Consider the following 15,272-nt stretch of genomic DNA (forward strand, 5'->3'; position numbering starts at 1 on the left):
TTTTCCGGTGGGACCGGTTTACCTCAGCACTTTGCTCATGCCTGACGTCTTTTATACCGACTTTGATTACGCCGCTTGGGGGGACCAGGGGCCAATGCCGCCCGCAGACGACCCGCATCGCTCGCCGTTTCAGGTGGACCGCGACCGCGTTATTTTCTCCTTCGCGTTTCGACGTCTGCAATCGAAGACGCAGGTTTTTCAGTCGGGCGAATATGACTTCTACCGCACGCGGTTGACGCACTCGCTGGAGGTGGCACGTATCGCACGGTCGATTGGGGAATGGCTGCGGCGGCCCGAAAAAGGTGGGCAAGCGATCGACCTGGATCTGCTCGAAGCCATCGGCCTGGCACATGATATTGGCCACCCGCCTTATGGCCACATTGGCGAGCGTAAGCTTAACGAGTTGATGGCTAGCTACGGCGGCTTTGAAGGCAACGCCCAGACCTTGCGCATTCTGACGCAGCTCATTTATGAACGGCCCGATGGTGCAACTGGCTTGCGGCCCACACGTGCGTTCCTGGATGGGGTGCTTAAATACAAGTCACTACGCTCCGAGGAGACAGCCAAACTGACTGAGGAAGACCTGAAAAAAAGCCCGTGGCCTGATAATCATTTCCTCTACGAGGAGCAGGCAGATGTGCGGAGCTTTGTTTTTGGCGGTGAAGCGGCCCCGGCGGATCTGGATCTTAACCATTTCAAGAGTGTGGAGTGTCAGATAATGGATTGGGCGGACGACACCGCTTATTCGCTGCATGATATCGTTGATGGTGCGAAAGCAGGTTTTCTGACCGAGGATACCGTCCGCAAGTGGGCGGCAGGGCTCTCGGGGAAACATGCTTGGATGCGCGATCACCCAGCTTTAATCAAACTCATTGAGACCATTTCAGAGAATAAACTGGAGCCTCGATTCGCTAATAAGGTCGGACATTTTATCCATGCCTGTTCGTTGAAGCCGACGGAGAATTTTCTGAGTGGCATGACTGAGCGGCACGCTTTCCGGGTTATCGTGGACCCTGAAATCGAGCGTGAACGCGACATTTACAAGCAACTGGCGCTAGATGTGATTTTTCTCTCCACCCGTATCCAGCAGATCGAGTTCAAGGGGGGGGTAATCCTGCATAAGCTCTTCACCGCGCTGGCGGAGCATTACCTACCCAGCCAGATTACGGGCCGCTCGCTCAAGCTGCTGCCTGAGCCGATACACAGTTGGACAATGGCTACGGAAGACGAAGCGACGCGCGCGCGCCTGCTCTGTGACTTCATTGCCAGCCTGACTGACCCACAGGCCGCTCGGCTTTACAAGCGTTTGTTCGACCCAGACTTCGGCTCAATCACGGATTTGTCGTAACGCCTACATTACGTGCTCGGGGTCGCCACTGAGGCCAGAGCGTCCACCGGCGCGTACGGCCTTTTTATCGGTTTCTTCTTCGGGGGTCACATAGCGGTCATTGACCTTGGCAAAAATCTCGTCGAGTGTTTCATCAACCATGAATTCTGGCGGTTTACGCTGGAGAGATGGGCGGTAGGATTCTCCCGAGGCGATGGTTGAGCCGGTGCGGTTGCGAATCTTGATTTCCAATTTCAGCATGTACATGGTCATGTCCCACATCCAATTATCCTCATAGGCCAAGATGTAGTCGGCTTCGGCAGGGGCTTCGTTCTGTGGTCCGGACTTGGCCTGAAAACCGCGTTGACGCAAATTGTCGACAATGAGGTTGTTTACGCCTCGTTCATCCGCAGGCAAACGCTCTACATAATAGATGTCTTGGTCCTGAAAGACGGCGTTTGAGGCGACTTGGCTTTTCTGCCCAGCGCAACCAGTAAATAGTATGGCAAATAGGCCAAAGAGTAATGATACAGATAGAGATTTGTTCATGCGTGTAAAAGGTAAACAAGTAATGTTACCTGAAGAGCAAGAAAAAGTTCCTCTCTTTTTTTAAGTTGCCATAGGAATGGCGTAATTGATGGTTATGGAATGGAGCCACATCCTTCGCTGTCGGATCATTATACGACGCTCAATGAGAAACAGTCTTTCCTTCGAAAAGTTTTTGACGATGCAGCGCCGTATTACGAAGGCATTGCGAAATGGGGATGGTTTGGCACTGGGCACCGGTATCGTGTATGGGCGCTCAAAGGACATGGCCTAAAGCCGGGCATGAAGGTGCTCGACGTCGCTGCTGGCACTGGACCCACCGCTCGCGCAATTCGTGACGTAATTGGTCAGGAGAACGAGGGAGATATTACTTGCCTAGAGCCCAGCGCTGGCATGATTGCCGAGTCGAAGAAGCAGCTCAATTGTGAGCACATTCAGGCTGGGGCAGATGAAATGCCCGTGCCAGACAATCATTTTGACTACCTCACGATGGGCTTTGCCCTGCGTCATGTGAACGAGCTGGAGCAGTCTTTTCGTGAGTTTAACCGCTGTCTTAAGCCTGGTGGTAAAGTGCTCATCATGGACGTGACAATGCCCACAAAGAAAGTTGGTCGTTTCTTCTTTAAACTGTATTTTAAGCACATCCTGCCCACGCTGACCAAGCTCTTTACGGGCAGCGAATCCGCCCGTTACCTGATGGCTTACTACTGGGAAACGATGGACCAGATGGTCGCCGTCGACGACGTCCTACGCGATTTGAAGAGTGCAGGCTTTAAAGAGCCCAAACACGAATGGGTCATGGGATGCTTTAGTGAATATTCCGCTGAAAAATAGAATACCAATACACCGAGATATGACGATGAAACACGCCACACTCTTGTCCTTGCTGGGGCTCTTTTGCTTACTGATTGCATCCGGCTGCAATACTCTACGCGGTAAGTCCTCCGTGGAGGATTATAACGCTGATCCGCTGACCGTACAGGCTCCGAATGGGGTGACTGATACCGCTGTTCAAGATGTGATGTACCGGGCACTGACGGGCCGTCAATGGAAGATAATTGAGTCGAGTCCAAACAAGGTTGTGGGCACGCTCGACCACCGCGGTTTCAAAGCGAAGGTGACTCTGGTGCACGAAGGAAATCAGATTAAAATCTTTTCGGACTCCACGTATTACTCAACGAAGCGCAAGGGTTACTATCCGGCCGTGCCTTATGGCTGGTTGGAGAATCTCCAGAAAGACATGAATAACATGTTGGCGCGGTCGACCTACTAATTGCTGTCATGCCCATACGGGTAATCTTTGGAGCCAACCATTCCCACCTGAATCCTGATTATGGGGAAATTCACTTGGCCACGCCTTTATTGGAGGGTGCGGGGCAGGAGGTTATATGCGCTGGGTCGGTGGATGTCTTTGAGCGCTCGGAGGAGCATTTCGTATCCGAGTCCAATGGCTGGCTGGTCTATGCTAGCAGTGTCCCGGTGAATGGCCCGCTGGCGGATTGCGCGGAGGATTTATATCATCAGCTTTTTCGTTGTCTGGATGGTTCGGAAATCGTCCGGATATGGAACTTTGTTCCAGCAATCAATGAGGTTGTTGATGGTTTGGAGAACTATCGTGCTTTTTGCTTCGGACGTCATGAGGCGTTTGTTGCTAAGTTTGGTGGGCGGGCCTTTGACTCATTTTGCGCGGCTTCTGCAGTTGGGGTAAATGATAACCAGCTGACGGTATTCGCCATGGCCACCCACCGGCGGGCGCACCATCTGGAAAATCCCTTACAGAGCCCGGCTTATCGTTACCCGGAGCGATACGGTCCACGTCCGCCGAGCTTTAGTCGTTCATCATATGTCGCCGGGGAATCTCCGGCGCTGTATATTTCCGGTACGGCTGCAGTGCGCGGCTCCGACAGTATTGCTTTGGGAGACTTGGCTGGTCAGCTTGAAGTCACCGGAGAAAACCTCGACCGCATTATCGCGGAAAGTGTAGCTGCTTTGGGGGGGGATATTACGCATGTTGGCTCTGCAATTGGACGTGCGTATGTCCGCCGTCCCGAAGATGCTTCGACAGTGATGGCATGCATTCGCGAGCATGCGTGGTGCACGGCCGATCGTTTCAATATCGTGCATTCCGATATTTGCCGTGAAGAACTTCTGGTGGAAATTGAACTTTCCTGGCCCGCTGCGCTTGCGTAACTACTCACGATCGGATTGGATTTTTCGATGGCGTCCAGTTGCTATGATTGCCTGATTATCGGTGCTGGCCCAGCGGGCACGGCGGCAGGCATCTTGCTGGCACAATCCGGGCTTTCGGTGCTACTTGTCGAGAAGCGTAGTTTTCCGCGTTTTCACATCGGCGAGTCGTTGATCCCGGCGGTTAACCACATGCTCAAGCGTTTGGATGTGTGGGATCGGATGGACGATGCCGGTTTTCTGCGGAAATACGGCGCTGAGTTCTGTTACGGCAGCGGCGAGGCGCGTGTGCACAATATTTTCGCCAATGGGCTCATTCCCGGCTACGAATATACTTACGAAGTGGAGCGTTCGCGTTTTGATGAACTGTTGCTGAATCGCGCTGGGGAGGTCGGGTGTGAGATTCGCCAGCCAGTCACCGTAAAGGAACTTACTGAAGTCGACGCTGGTTGGCGTGTGACCTTGGGTGGGGGGGAGGCGGTTAATGCGCGCTGGTTGTTTGACGCCACTGGACGCAGCGGTTTGCTACCACGCCATTTGGGGATCAAGTCCGATGGATTTGACCTGCCTCGCCGCTTTGCGGTTTTTAATCACTTCCGTGGCGTCAAACGTCGGACTGGGCGTGAAATGGGCAATATCATTATCGTGCGGGTGCCCTCCGGCTGGTTTTGGTCCATTCCGCTCGATGATGAGCGCACCTCGGTGGGTTTAGTGACGACCAGTAATGAAGAACGGCAGCGCCCTCGTGCCATCTTCGAAGCCAATGTCGCAGAGAATCCGTTTATGCGCGATTGGATGAGCGAGGCTGAGCCGATAGAGGAGTTTCATGTCGAGGCGGACTATTCATACTGTAACCAACAGTTTGCGGGCCGAAACTGGTTTTTGCTGGGTGATGCGGCTGGATTCATTGATCCCGTATTCTCATCTGGTATTTACTTGGCGATGGAATCCGCAAATCTCGCGGAAAAACTTCTGTCGGGCAAAGCTTGTCAGCGCGGTTTTCTCACGGCAAAGGAGCAACGTTTCTACGAGAGCAGTCTTCGGGAAAGCATGGGTGTGATGCTTCAACTGGTTACTTTGTTTTATGATCGTCAGGGCTTTTCCGTGTTCATGCAGCCGTCCGATAAGTTTCAGCTCTTCAGTGCGATTAATTCCATTGTTGCGGGCCATACGAAGCGGGATTTTTCAGTTCGCTGGCGCTTCGCGCTTTTCCGGGCGATCTGCCGCCTTAATCGATACCACACCGTGTCGCCAACCGTGGAACTTTGAGATGGTCGATTCCGCTTGGCCTAGCCGTCTGAGGCTGCATAAATCGACTGGTAAATCTACCCCATGATTCGCATTCGCCGCACCTCAATCCGCTCTCTGATCGCCACTGATTCTGCGCTTGTTTGTTTCCTCGGTTACACGCAGGGAGATGAACGGCATGTTATTCGAGGCCTTGCGGTGATCCGTCCGCCTAATGATTCACCGGTTTTCGCACAGGCAGCGGAACAGGCGGCTCGCTATGCCACCGAAATTCGAGCCAGTAGTGTGTTCGGCTTCTGGTTGAAACTCCGCGACGCCATGATGAGTTGGCGCAAGGCGAATGACAAAACGGAGGCATCAATCGCCTTTGGTTTGGCACTTGTGGAGCGCGCATTGGTGGACGCCTTTTGTCGCGGGCAGCAGATGTCGTTTACAGACTGTCTTCGCCAAAACACGCTTAGAATCGATTTGGGAAAGCTCTGTAAACCGCTTGCAGGGAAAAAGCCCGCCGAGCTTTTGCAGCCGATCCAGCCTCGTCTCAATATCCAGTTACTCATTGCCGCCGACACCGAGTTTTCGGTTTTTACAGACGCCTTGGCGCAAGGAATTCGACATTTTCAGTTTGGCTTGAGTGGCCATCCTAGCGTAGATATCGCCCGCCTGATTGCTTTTTCCGAGCGACTCGATCGCCTCGAAGGTGTCTATTCGGTCAGTCTGGAAGGCAATGCCGCCTTTGCGACCACGACGGATCTTCGCGTGTTGTGGGACGACATGAGCGCCGCGTCTGAACTGAAGAAGTTTTGCCGCCGCATCGGCTATATTGAGCAACCATTCTCCGTAGAGGAGTCGCTGGGCAATGCTGTCGTCGCGCTCTTTGCCGAATGGCCCAACCGCCCGCCGATCCTTATTGATGAGGCCGACAATGCGCCCGGTGCTTGTGCGCGCTCGTTTGAATGGGGCTACGCAGGTGCGGTCTTTCGCGCTGACCGTGGGCTGATACCGAGCATTGTCGATGCGTGCTTGCTGGGGGCCCGGCGAGACCGTGAGCCGGTGGGCAAATGGACCGTGGCCGCTGGCCCCTTGACTACCGGGCATCCTCTTGCGCTACTGCCTGAGTTGGCTGCTTGCGCGGCACTCGGCCTCACATCGGTTACGGCCCAACCTGAAATCTTCCAACCCAATGTCGTTGAACTGCCTGAGGCTTGGAAAGCTGATATCTTGCAGGCGCATTCAGAAACATTCGACTCGGAGTTTCGTCTTTTGCAAAACGATGGCGTACTGTCTCTCGGCGACGAAATAAGCGAATCGCCGTTTGGCTGTCATTGCGAAATCGACGCTACCGCGCTTGCCCATGTCTGAGCCCAACGCCACCGCCCACGAGCAACGCGCTTTGAAATATAGCGTTTGGGGAAACCTGTCATTGGGTGTGCTAGGGATCGTTTTTGCCGCGCTTTGTCACTCCGACGCAGTGCTACTCGATGGGGTGTTTTCGCTGATCAACTTTGGAGTGGCGCTACTGTCGCTCAAGGTCGCACGAATGGTCATGCGGCCGACGGACGATCGCTATCCCTTTGGTTATGCGTATTACGAGCCGATCCTGAATCTTGGCAAGGGCTTGATCATCGCGACGGTCTGCTTGTTGGGGCTTTATTCATCGGCAGGAGCGCTCTTCCACGGGGGGCGTGAGATTGCGGCGGGCATTGCATTTTTCTACGCCATTTCTGCGAGTGGGATCGGCTTGTTTATTACGCTGACACTCCGTGCTTTTGCCAAAAAATGCCACTCGCCGATTGTGGATGTGGACGCGAAAAACTGGCTGCTGGACACCGTGCTCAGCGGAATTATCGCCGTTGCGCTGCTCGGGGTTTACTTACTTGAGAACTCACGTTTTCGAGACTGGGCACCCTATGCGGATCCGGTTGCGGTGATGGTGCTGTGTCTGATTTTCATGCCGGTGCCGATCCGTATTATTCGGGAAAACTGGGCGCAGGTGTTGGGGCAAAATGTCGACGCGAAATTGCTCAAAGACGCGCGTGAGGCGATGGCTAATTACCTTGCGGATAAGTCCTGCGAATCCCACCAAGTCCGTGCAATTCGGGCGGGACGCTTCGTTTACCTGCATGTATTTCTCATTGTTGCGAAGGATGCAACTTGGCCCAGCAGCGTGGAAGAGCAGGACGCTTGCCGCCGTGCTATTTGCGAACAGCTCAAGCCCACGTATCCCTACCTCGTGATCGACGTGATGTTCACGCATGACAAGGTGTGGGCTGATCAGGATTTATTATCGTGAAAAAACATTTCGCGCCCAACACTGTTTTGAGTAACGATTTAGACGAATGAATGGCTCGACGCATCGGTGCTGGGCAGAGATTGATCTTGCCGCTTTGGAGCGTAACCTGGGAAAAATCCGGGCCGCGCTGCCATCGCATATCCGCTATGTTGCCGTGGTCAAAGCAGACGCTTACGGCCACGGAATGCCGCAAACCGTAGCTCGCCTGATGCAGAGTGGGGCGGATGCCTTTGCTGTTGCGAATGTTTACGAAGCTGCTGAATTGCGTGAGATTGGCTCCGGCTGGCCGATACTTGTCTTGGGGGCCGTGCTGCCCGAAGAAGAGGCCCATCTGCTGCACTATGATCTGGTGGCTACAGTCTCAACCGCCGAAGAGGTTGAGCGCCTGGACAAGCTGGGCCGCAAGCACAAGCGCCCGGTCCGAGTCCACCTGAAAGTTGATACTGGCATGGGCCGTTTGGGGATTTGGCACACCGAGGCGCGCCCGTTGTTCGAGCGAATCGTTGCGGCCAAGAATATTGCGCTGGAGGGCGTCTTTACGCATTTTTCCAGCGCCGATAGCGACCCAGACTACACGCTGCTGCAACGCCGTCGGTTTCTCCAACTGCTTGATAAATTACCTGAACTCGCCGACCAGCGACTGCTGATCCATGCCGACAATAGCGCGGGTCTCGATACACTGGCGCCAGATAGCCCGTTTAACGCGGTTCGTGTCGGTTTGCTTCAGTTCGGCCATGCACCGTATCGCGGTTCGCTGCTGGATCGTATCAAGCCAGAGCCCGTTCTGAGCTTTCATGCGCGTATTGGCATCGTCAAGGAACTGCCCTCTGGGGTGCCGATTAGTTACTCGCAAACGCACAAGCTGCGCCGTCGCAGCCAGCTCGCGGTGTTGACTGCTGGTTACGGCGATGGCATCCCAACGACTGCGAGCAACCGCGCATCGGTACTCATTCGTGGCCGGCGTTGCCCGGTTCTTGGTCGAGTAACGATGGACCAGACGATTGTCGACGTAACGGATCTACCCGAAGCTGCCCCAGGAGACATTGCTACGATGATTGGCGCGCAGGCGGTTACCATTGAGCATCAAAAAGACGGCGAGACTCACGAACGCATCACAGTCGAAGAGTTTGCCTACTGGTGTGACAATATTCCTTGGGAAATCTTTTGCTCGATCACCAAGCGCGTTCCTCGCCAATATAAGACTACGCGGGATCAGTGATAGTTATAGGCACAATTTTAGGCATCCACGTCAAACTTGTCCACTTCGCTGCGAAGAACCTTAACTGATTGCTGCAATTCGCGGGTCGCTTGATTGAAGCCTAAGATGGATGAAGTCGTGGAGCGGGCAGCGTCTTTAAGACCGAGCATCGCCTGATCAATGTGTTTGGCACCAATGGACTGTGTGTCCATGCCTTGGCGGACTGATTCAAACTGAGTGGTTAGCTCCTGAACATGCTTAATGATTTCTACGAGCTGCTTGCTGACGGCTTGGACGCCGCCCATGCTCTGCTTCATTTGTTGACTGAAGTGCTCCATCTCACCAACCCCGCTGGCCACCGAGGAATGCATTTCCTTGATCATCTGCTCAATGTCCAGCGTGGCGACAGCGGTCTGGTCGGACAGGCGGCGAATTTCGCGCGCGACCACAGAAAAGCCCAAGCCATATTCGCCAGCTTTCTCCGCCTCAATTGCGGCATTGAGTGAAAGCAAATTCGTTTGATCGGCCACGGTGGTGATCGTGGTGATGACGCGGTTGACGTTTTTTGCGCGGTCGCTGATCACGGAAAGCTTTGTGGAAATTGCGGCATTGGCCTCGGCGAGCTTGCCCATAACCGTCTCCATATCTTCCAGACTTTTGCGCCCAGAATCTGCTAGTGCGGCAGTTTCGTTGGCGCTCGAGGTCACATCGCTCATGGTGTTCGAGAGCTCCTGTGAGGTCGTGGAAATTTCCTTCACCGCTGCGGCAATGGAATTCGTCGAGGTTTCAAATTCATTGACGGCGGTTTCCTGTTGCTTGGCGTTGGCGGAAATTTTAGTAGCCGTTGCGGACAGTTGGACACTAGAGCCTTTCACCTGACCGATGAGCGTGTTGAGGTTACTGATCATGGTCTTGATCGCGCGTAGTAACACTCCAGCTTCATCATTGCCCGTGACGGCGACTTTGGCGGTCAGGTCGCCATCGGCCACGCGACTGGCCAAGATGGCAGCGTGGGAGATGCGGCGGGAAATGGAATTTGCGAGCCAGACCATGACCACCAGCGTGATGATTAGTCCGATGATTGACACCGTTGCCATATAGGCGACGTGGCGGTTGAGAGGTGCGTAGATTTCGCTTTTGGCGACACTCATTACGAGCGTCCATTTTCCGGTTTCGATTTTAACCGAGTCGTAGAAACGCTCCTCGCCGTCGGGCTCTTTTACTAAAAGAATATTGGAATCAAGCGACATTTTATAGAACTTCAGCAGCGTATCACTGATGTCCAAGTCCTCGACGCGCTTGCTTTTCAATTTACTGTCCATCGTTGCGGCAATGATGCGCCCGCGGCGGCTGATCAAGATGAATTCCGCGGTCTTGTAAGGCTTAAGCTCTTCTAGATAGCTTTGCAAAAATGCGAGTGCGCGGTCGACACCGGCAATGCCCTTAAACTCGTCGTCAATGATGATGGGATAAGTCTGCTCCACGATGAGCTTGCCCTCATAGTCGTAGGGCTCGGTGACCATGGCCAGTTCGTTCGTTGATGTGTGACGGTCTACTTTCTGTGGCACATAGTGCTTGCTGAGCTCGGTGGCGAAGCCGATGTTTTTTAGCTCGGAGTCACCCAGTGCGCGGTTTTTGACACCCTGATAATAAAAGCTGGTTTCCATGTCGACCAGCGGAGTCAGCAAGATGTTGGAATCGTTCTCGTGGTCACGATACCAGTAGGGCAGGAAGCGGCCTGTTTCGTCGACGGCCTTGGCGAATTCTTCATCGACTGAGCCGATGAACTCGTGGTCTTGGCCATCCGCGTTGGGCTCATAGCCGAAGTAGGCCCCTGTCAACTGCGGGTGTAGTTTCAGAATTTCCTGAGCGTAGTGAATGGAGTCCTCGCGATGGCCAAACATGCCATTCTGCTGAGCAATGGCCATTGTTTTGGGTAGGGTAATGGACTCCAAGTTGGCTTTATCAATTTCGTCCGACGCTTTTTCGGTGGTCAGGTTGATGTTGGTGAGTGCGCCGTTCTTTAACTGTTCGTAGAACTCGGTCAGTAGGATGTAAGAGATGAGCGCAATCGTAGCAATAACCGGTAGCGCAATGCAGACAATGATCTGGGAGCGGAGACTGCGAAAACTGAGCGCCGGTAGCTTCATGAGGATTGATCCGCTGCGACGGCCATCCGGAGATGTCGTAGCTCGAGGGAGGTGTCGATTTTTGCCGTGAGTAGGATTGGGTTGAAGAGCTTTGCCATGTAGTCCTCAGCCCCGTCGGAAATGCATTGCGCGACGCTTTCAATATTATCTACCGCGGTGACCATGATCACGGCGATGTCCTTGTAAGCGGGGTTCGCCTTGATTGCCTTGAGCGCTTCGTAGCCATTGAGTACGGGCATTTGAATATCGAGCAAGATGAGGTCCACCGGATGTTCAGCAATGTAATCCAGGCACTGCTGGCCATCCTCCACCGATTCGACGTGTTCATAGCCGGCTTGGCTGAGGTGGCGCATCATCATAATACGCATCATATTCGTATCCTCGACGACGAGGATACGCGCTTTCTTCGGTTCAAAGGGGGGGAGGTGCATTAGGCGGAAAATATTTTAATCGTTGGGGTCGTAGATGCTCATCCAGACCGCTTCGTTGTGGATGATTTTGGCGGTGCTAGCGGAGTGAGGTGCGGTCTCGATCATATATGGAGCAACGGCGGCTTCGCGGGCGACTTTACGAAATTGTTCGATGACGAAATCAAGGGATTCGATGCTCTCGGTTTCGGTGGGCTCGATCAGCATGGCCTCGTCAAATTCTTCTGCGAAGTGGACGCAGCCCGCGCCAACAAGCGTTGGAGGATGCACACCGAAGTCGATCAGACGCTTCACAAAGTCCGCCCCACGCACCTTGAGCGATCCGCCATGTAGCAGGCACTCGTGCATGCAGTTTTGTGGGAAGGCAGCGGGCAGCAAATCAGCGAGCTGATGCTTCATGTAGTTCGCATTGAGCACGGCGTTTTCGGTCGCCGTTTTCAAGCCGATCGCGCCGTTGGCCAAGATATAGCAATACGCACGGACGAGCACCTCGACGTGACCGAAGTGCATCTTGACCTTGCCGACGGATTCTGGGCGATTGCAGTCTGGTGCGGGCACGCCGTCGATCGGGCGGACTACTGGCGTCGGTAAATACGGTTCCAAAAATGCCTTCACGCCGCAGGGTCCAGCGCCAGGACCTCCGCCGCCGTGGGGAGTCGAGAGCGTCTTGTGCGTGTTGATGTGGATGATGTCGAAGCCCATGTCGCCCGGGCGGATGAGGCCCATGATGGCGTTGAGATTCGCGCCGTCGTAGTAGAGCAGCGAGCCGTTATCGTGAATGCGCTTGGCGATGTGTTCGATGTTTTCCTCGAACAGTCCCAGCGTCGACGGATTCGTAATCATCAGGCCCGCGACATTTTCATCAAGGTGCGCTTCGAAGGCGTCGAGGTCCATGAGTCCCTTGGAATTGGTCGCAATGATCTTGCAGGTAAAGCCGCACATAGCCGCACTGGCGGGGTTGGTGCCGTGCGCGGTGTCCGGGATCAGGATCACCTTGCGGTTAGTTTGCCCGAGCTTCTCAAAATGCTTCTTCATTACGAGCAAGCCCGTGAACTCGCCATGTGCGCCAGCCGCAGGTTGAAGCGTGACCGCGTCCATCCCGGTGATCTCGGCAATGGCGGTCTGCAAATTCCACAGCATCGACCATACGCCGGGCATTGAGTCGCTCGGCTGGTATGGGTGGACTTTCCCAAAGCCATCCAACATCGCGAGCTTGTCGTTGCGCTTGGGATTATATTTCATCGTGCACGAGCCCAGCGGATACGGCCCGTTGTCCACTCCGTGCGCCTGACGGCTCAGGTTCGTGAAGTGGCGGACAACGTCGATCTCGGACAACTCCGGCAAGCCTATCGGCGCATCGCGCAAGTCTTCCGCCTCACAGCAAACGCCAATACTTTCGCCGAGCTGGAAATCAGCATCAACAATGCTCGCGCCACTGACGTTGGGCCGAGACTTTTTGAAAATGGATTTGGGGGTCATGGATTGGGAATTTAGTTAACCACGAAGGAGACGAAAGCTGCCTCTTCGGGATGACACTACAATGCTGCTGCGAGGCACTCGACCATTCTATCGAGGTCAGCCTTGGTTTTGGTTTCGGTTACGGCGATTAAGAGCTGATTGTCTGGTGCGGCGGGGTCGAGGTCAGTCACAGCTACGCCCCCGAAGATATCCTGTTCGCGTAGGGTGGCGAGAATTTCGGTTGCTGGCTTCGGTAGCGTGAGCAGGAATTCGTTGAAAAATGGGCCGGTGTGGACGCGCGATACCCCCCCCAGTGCGGTCAGTTTTTCTTCCAGATAATGTGCCTTCTGGACGCAGAGGTCGGCGACATTGCGGAAGCCCTGTTCGCCTATCAGGCAAAGATAAATCAAGGCCCGCAGCGCGAGGTTGGCTTGGTTCGAGCAGATGTGGCTCGTGGCCTCGTGGCGGGCGACGTGTTGCTCGCGCTCTTCCTTGACGAGGGCTAGGGCTTCTTCGCCTTTGAGGTCCGTGCACTGGCCCACAATGCGACCGGGCAGGTGCATCTCATACTCGGTCTTGGTGGCAATGATGCCCAGGTAAGGCCCACCGGCGTTCAGGTGTAGGCCGAGACATTGTCCCTCGCATACGGCGATGTCGACCTCCGCTTGGCCGGGATTTTTCATCAGCCCGAAAATCATCGGGTAGCTCGCCATCACGTTCAGGCAGTCGTGCTCCTTGACGAGCTGGCCGATACGGGTCATCGGTTCGACCACGCCAAAGCGATTCGGTGATTGGAAAAGGAAGGATGCCGTTTCTTCGTCGATGAGTGTCGCCAGCGCGGCTTCGTCAATTTGGCCCGTGGCCTCGTCGGTGGGGGCGGTGATGAGGTTTACCCCGCGGCCGCGTAAATACGTTTCGAGCACGTTGCGGTAGTCCGGCCAAAGGCTTGCCGAGACCACAATGCGGCGCTTGCCCGTGATACGACAGGTCATCCAGGCGGCTTCTGCGAGTGCGGTGGCACCGTCGTAGACGGAGCAGTTCACTGCGGGGAGGCCGAGGAATTTGCTGATCGTGAGCTGAAAGTCGTGCAGGAATCGGAGGATGCCTTGCGCCATTTCGGGCTGATAGGGCGTGTAAGCGGTCAGAAATTCGCCCCGGGTCGCAATGGCGTCGATGACGGATGGCACGAAATGCTCGTAGGCCCCGGCCCCGAGGAAGCTCAACGTGTCGAGTGTGGTGGCGTTCTGGTTGGCGAGGTCGCGGAGATGACGCTCCAGTTCCCACTCATTGAGGGGGGGGGGGAGGTCAAGCAGGCCCGATACTCTGAGATGCTCCGGCACTTCCGTAAAGAGGTCGGCAATGGTGGATTTGCCCATCGCGGCGAGCATCTTTTGGCGATCCTCCTCGGTGTGCACATTATATCCAGTCAAGATGGCGTCGGACATATCGTGTAAATCTCCCGATTATTAGCGTAAGGTCAAGGATGGACCTGCCGCGCTAATTGGAGCTTCTGGCTCACCCCTGATGTCCGAATGGAATTATGGGCATAGTGTAGATTTTCAAACTATGTAACTATGTGGGCGATTTCTGCATTTCAATTCGATTCATTTTGCTCCATACTACTTATAATCAGACACCCAATTTTACATCATGTCTCAATACCTTAATTTCAATTGTAACACCTTCAAGTTTCTCATTGCTGGCCTTGCGATGACGGCATCTGCTAATGCAGCCACTCTGATGGGCTCCTTCTCTGCCATCGATGGCACAACCGTTTACGACCTGACTACGGCTGGGGATCTCGACTGGGCATATTGGAATACGAGCAGTAACCCGACGACTGGCGTTCCAGCCAATAGTATGCTCTCGGCAACGTTAATTGCAACACCAGTCGCCATTGGCGGAGGCTCCTTGCGCGGTTCCAACTCTGATACAACCGCAGATTTTTCTTATACCAATGGGACATCTCCAGAAAGTGGTACCACCAACAACGTGAGCGGTATCTTTAATACGCTGTTGAATACAGTTGGGGCCGGAGTATCCCTAGATATTACCTTGCCGAATGCGGGGACGGCCTACCTGATTACGATATGGGGGTCTCAATACAATACGGAAACGGGTGGTACTTCAGCGGGGCTTTTTACGGCGAGTCTAAGTGGTGCCAGTGACTATACTAATGACGAGTTTTCAGCTCCTGTTTCGACGTTTAAGCAGTCTGGAATCTATCAGCTGACGGCAGTTGCCGATAATGACAACGATGTCTTGAACATCGCCTATATCCAACAGACTTTGGTGGGGGCGAACACCCACGTCTTGCTGGATGCGGCCGCTATTTCTATCCCCGAGCCCGCGACCTACGGCATGCTTTTGGGCGTGGTCGTGCTCATGGCAGTTATCCAGCGTCGTCACCAGAAGCGTTAAATTGCTTCTGCAATGGAGC

General features: G+C 54.4%; 14 protein-coding genes. 9 read left to right on the forward strand and 5 right to left on the reverse strand.

Annotation, left to right across the window (positions count from 1 at the left end):
- Positions 1 to 37 precede the first annotated feature (37 nt).
- Positions 38 to 1,348, forward strand: a complete 1,311-nt coding sequence (dgt, locus tag IE065_RS05110; protein ID WP_229792059.1) for a dGTP triphosphohydrolase — start codon at positions 38 to 40, stop codon at positions 1,346 to 1,348.
- A gap of 3 nt (positions 1,349 to 1,351) precedes the next feature.
- Here the strand turns inward: dgt and IE065_RS05115 are convergent, their stop codons facing one another.
- A complete protein-coding gene (locus tag IE065_RS05115) occupies positions 1,352 to 1,876 on the reverse strand; it encodes a hypothetical protein (protein ID WP_189512492.1) in 525 nt (174 codons plus the stop codon).
- Between the two features lie 99 nt (positions 1,877 to 1,975).
- On the opposite strand from IE065_RS05115, the gene IE065_RS05120 reads away from it, so the two are divergent.
- The 7 genes from IE065_RS05120 (at position 1,976) to alr (ending at position 8,817) form a co-directional block, all read left to right on the forward strand.
- Positions 1,976 to 2,707, forward strand: a complete 732-nt coding sequence (locus IE065_RS05120; RefSeq protein WP_189512495.1) for a class I SAM-dependent methyltransferase — start codon at positions 1,976 to 1,978, stop codon at positions 2,705 to 2,707.
- Between the two features lie 25 nt (positions 2,708 to 2,732).
- Positions 2,733 to 3,146 carry a hypothetical protein gene (locus tag IE065_RS05125; protein WP_189512499.1) on the forward strand — a complete coding sequence of 138 codons (414 nt, stop codon included), beginning with the start codon at positions 2,733 to 2,735 and terminating at the stop codon, positions 3,144 to 3,146.
- 8 nt (positions 3,147 to 3,154) lie between these two features.
- Positions 3,155 to 4,063, forward strand: coding sequence for a chorismate transformation FkbO/Hyg5 family protein (locus IE065_RS05130; RefSeq protein WP_189512502.1), 909 nt, complete (start codon positions 3,155 to 3,157; stop codon positions 4,061 to 4,063).
- Positions 4,064 to 4,090: 27 nt separating this feature from the next.
- The gene (locus IE065_RS05135) at positions 4,091 to 5,329 is read left to right on the forward strand and encodes an NAD(P)/FAD-dependent oxidoreductase (protein ID WP_189512505.1); all 1,239 of its coding nucleotides are present in this window, start codon (positions 4,091 to 4,093) and stop codon (positions 5,327 to 5,329) included.
- 63 nt (positions 5,330 to 5,392) lie between these two features.
- The gene (locus IE065_RS05140) at positions 5,393 to 6,667 is read left to right on the forward strand and encodes a hypothetical protein (protein ID WP_189512508.1); all 1,275 of its coding nucleotides are present in this window, start codon (positions 5,393 to 5,395) and stop codon (positions 6,665 to 6,667) included.
- Entirely contained in the window at positions 6,660 to 7,598 is a 939-nt protein-coding gene (locus IE065_RS05145) for a cation diffusion facilitator family transporter (RefSeq protein ID WP_189512511.1), read from the forward strand. Before IE065_RS05140 ends, IE065_RS05145 begins: the two co-directional genes overlap by 8 nt.
- Positions 7,599 to 7,644: 46 nt before the next feature.
- Positions 7,645 to 8,817, forward strand: a complete 1,173-nt coding sequence (gene alr, locus IE065_RS05150) for an alanine racemase (protein WP_189512514.1) — start codon at positions 7,645 to 7,647, stop codon at positions 8,815 to 8,817.
- A 17-nt stretch (positions 8,818 to 8,834) separates the two neighbouring features.
- Here alr and IE065_RS05155 read toward each other — a convergent pair whose 3' ends face one another.
- The 4 genes from IE065_RS05155 to gcvPA are packed head-to-tail and all read right to left on the reverse strand — an operon-like array spanning position 8,835 to position 14,277.
- Positions 8,835 to 10,946 (reverse strand): methyl-accepting chemotaxis protein, encoded by a 2,112-nt coding sequence (locus IE065_RS05155; RefSeq protein ID WP_189512517.1) that lies wholly within the window; start codon positions 10,944 to 10,946, stop codon positions 8,835 to 8,837.
- Positions 10,943 to 11,377, reverse strand: a complete 435-nt coding sequence (locus IE065_RS05160; RefSeq protein ID WP_189512520.1) for a response regulator — start codon at positions 11,375 to 11,377, stop codon at positions 10,943 to 10,945. Before IE065_RS05160 ends, IE065_RS05155 begins: the two co-directional genes overlap by 4 nt.
- A gap of 15 nt (positions 11,378 to 11,392) precedes the next feature.
- A complete protein-coding gene (gene gcvPB / locus IE065_RS05165) occupies positions 11,393 to 12,853 on the reverse strand; it encodes an aminomethyl-transferring glycine dehydrogenase subunit GcvPB (protein WP_189512523.1) in 1,461 nt (486 codons plus the stop codon).
- Positions 12,854 to 12,909: 56 nt separating this feature from the next.
- On the reverse strand, positions 12,910 to 14,277 hold the full coding sequence (gene gcvPA, locus IE065_RS05170; RefSeq protein ID WP_189512526.1) for an aminomethyl-transferring glycine dehydrogenase subunit GcvPA: 1,368 nt from the start codon (positions 14,275 to 14,277) through the stop codon (positions 12,910 to 12,912).
- Between the two features lie 205 nt (positions 14,278 to 14,482).
- Between gcvPA and IE065_RS05175 the strand changes: the two genes are divergently transcribed.
- Positions 14,483 to 15,253, forward strand: a complete 771-nt coding sequence (locus tag IE065_RS05175) for a PEP-CTERM sorting domain-containing protein (protein ID WP_189512529.1) — start codon at positions 14,483 to 14,485, stop codon at positions 15,251 to 15,253.
- Positions 15,254 to 15,272: the final 19 nt, after the last annotated feature.

The sequence above is a fragment of the Cerasicoccus arenae genome (genome assembly GCF_014651635.1).
GTDB lineage: Bacteria > Verrucomicrobiota > Verrucomicrobiia > Opitutales > Cerasicoccaceae > Cerasicoccus > Cerasicoccus arenae.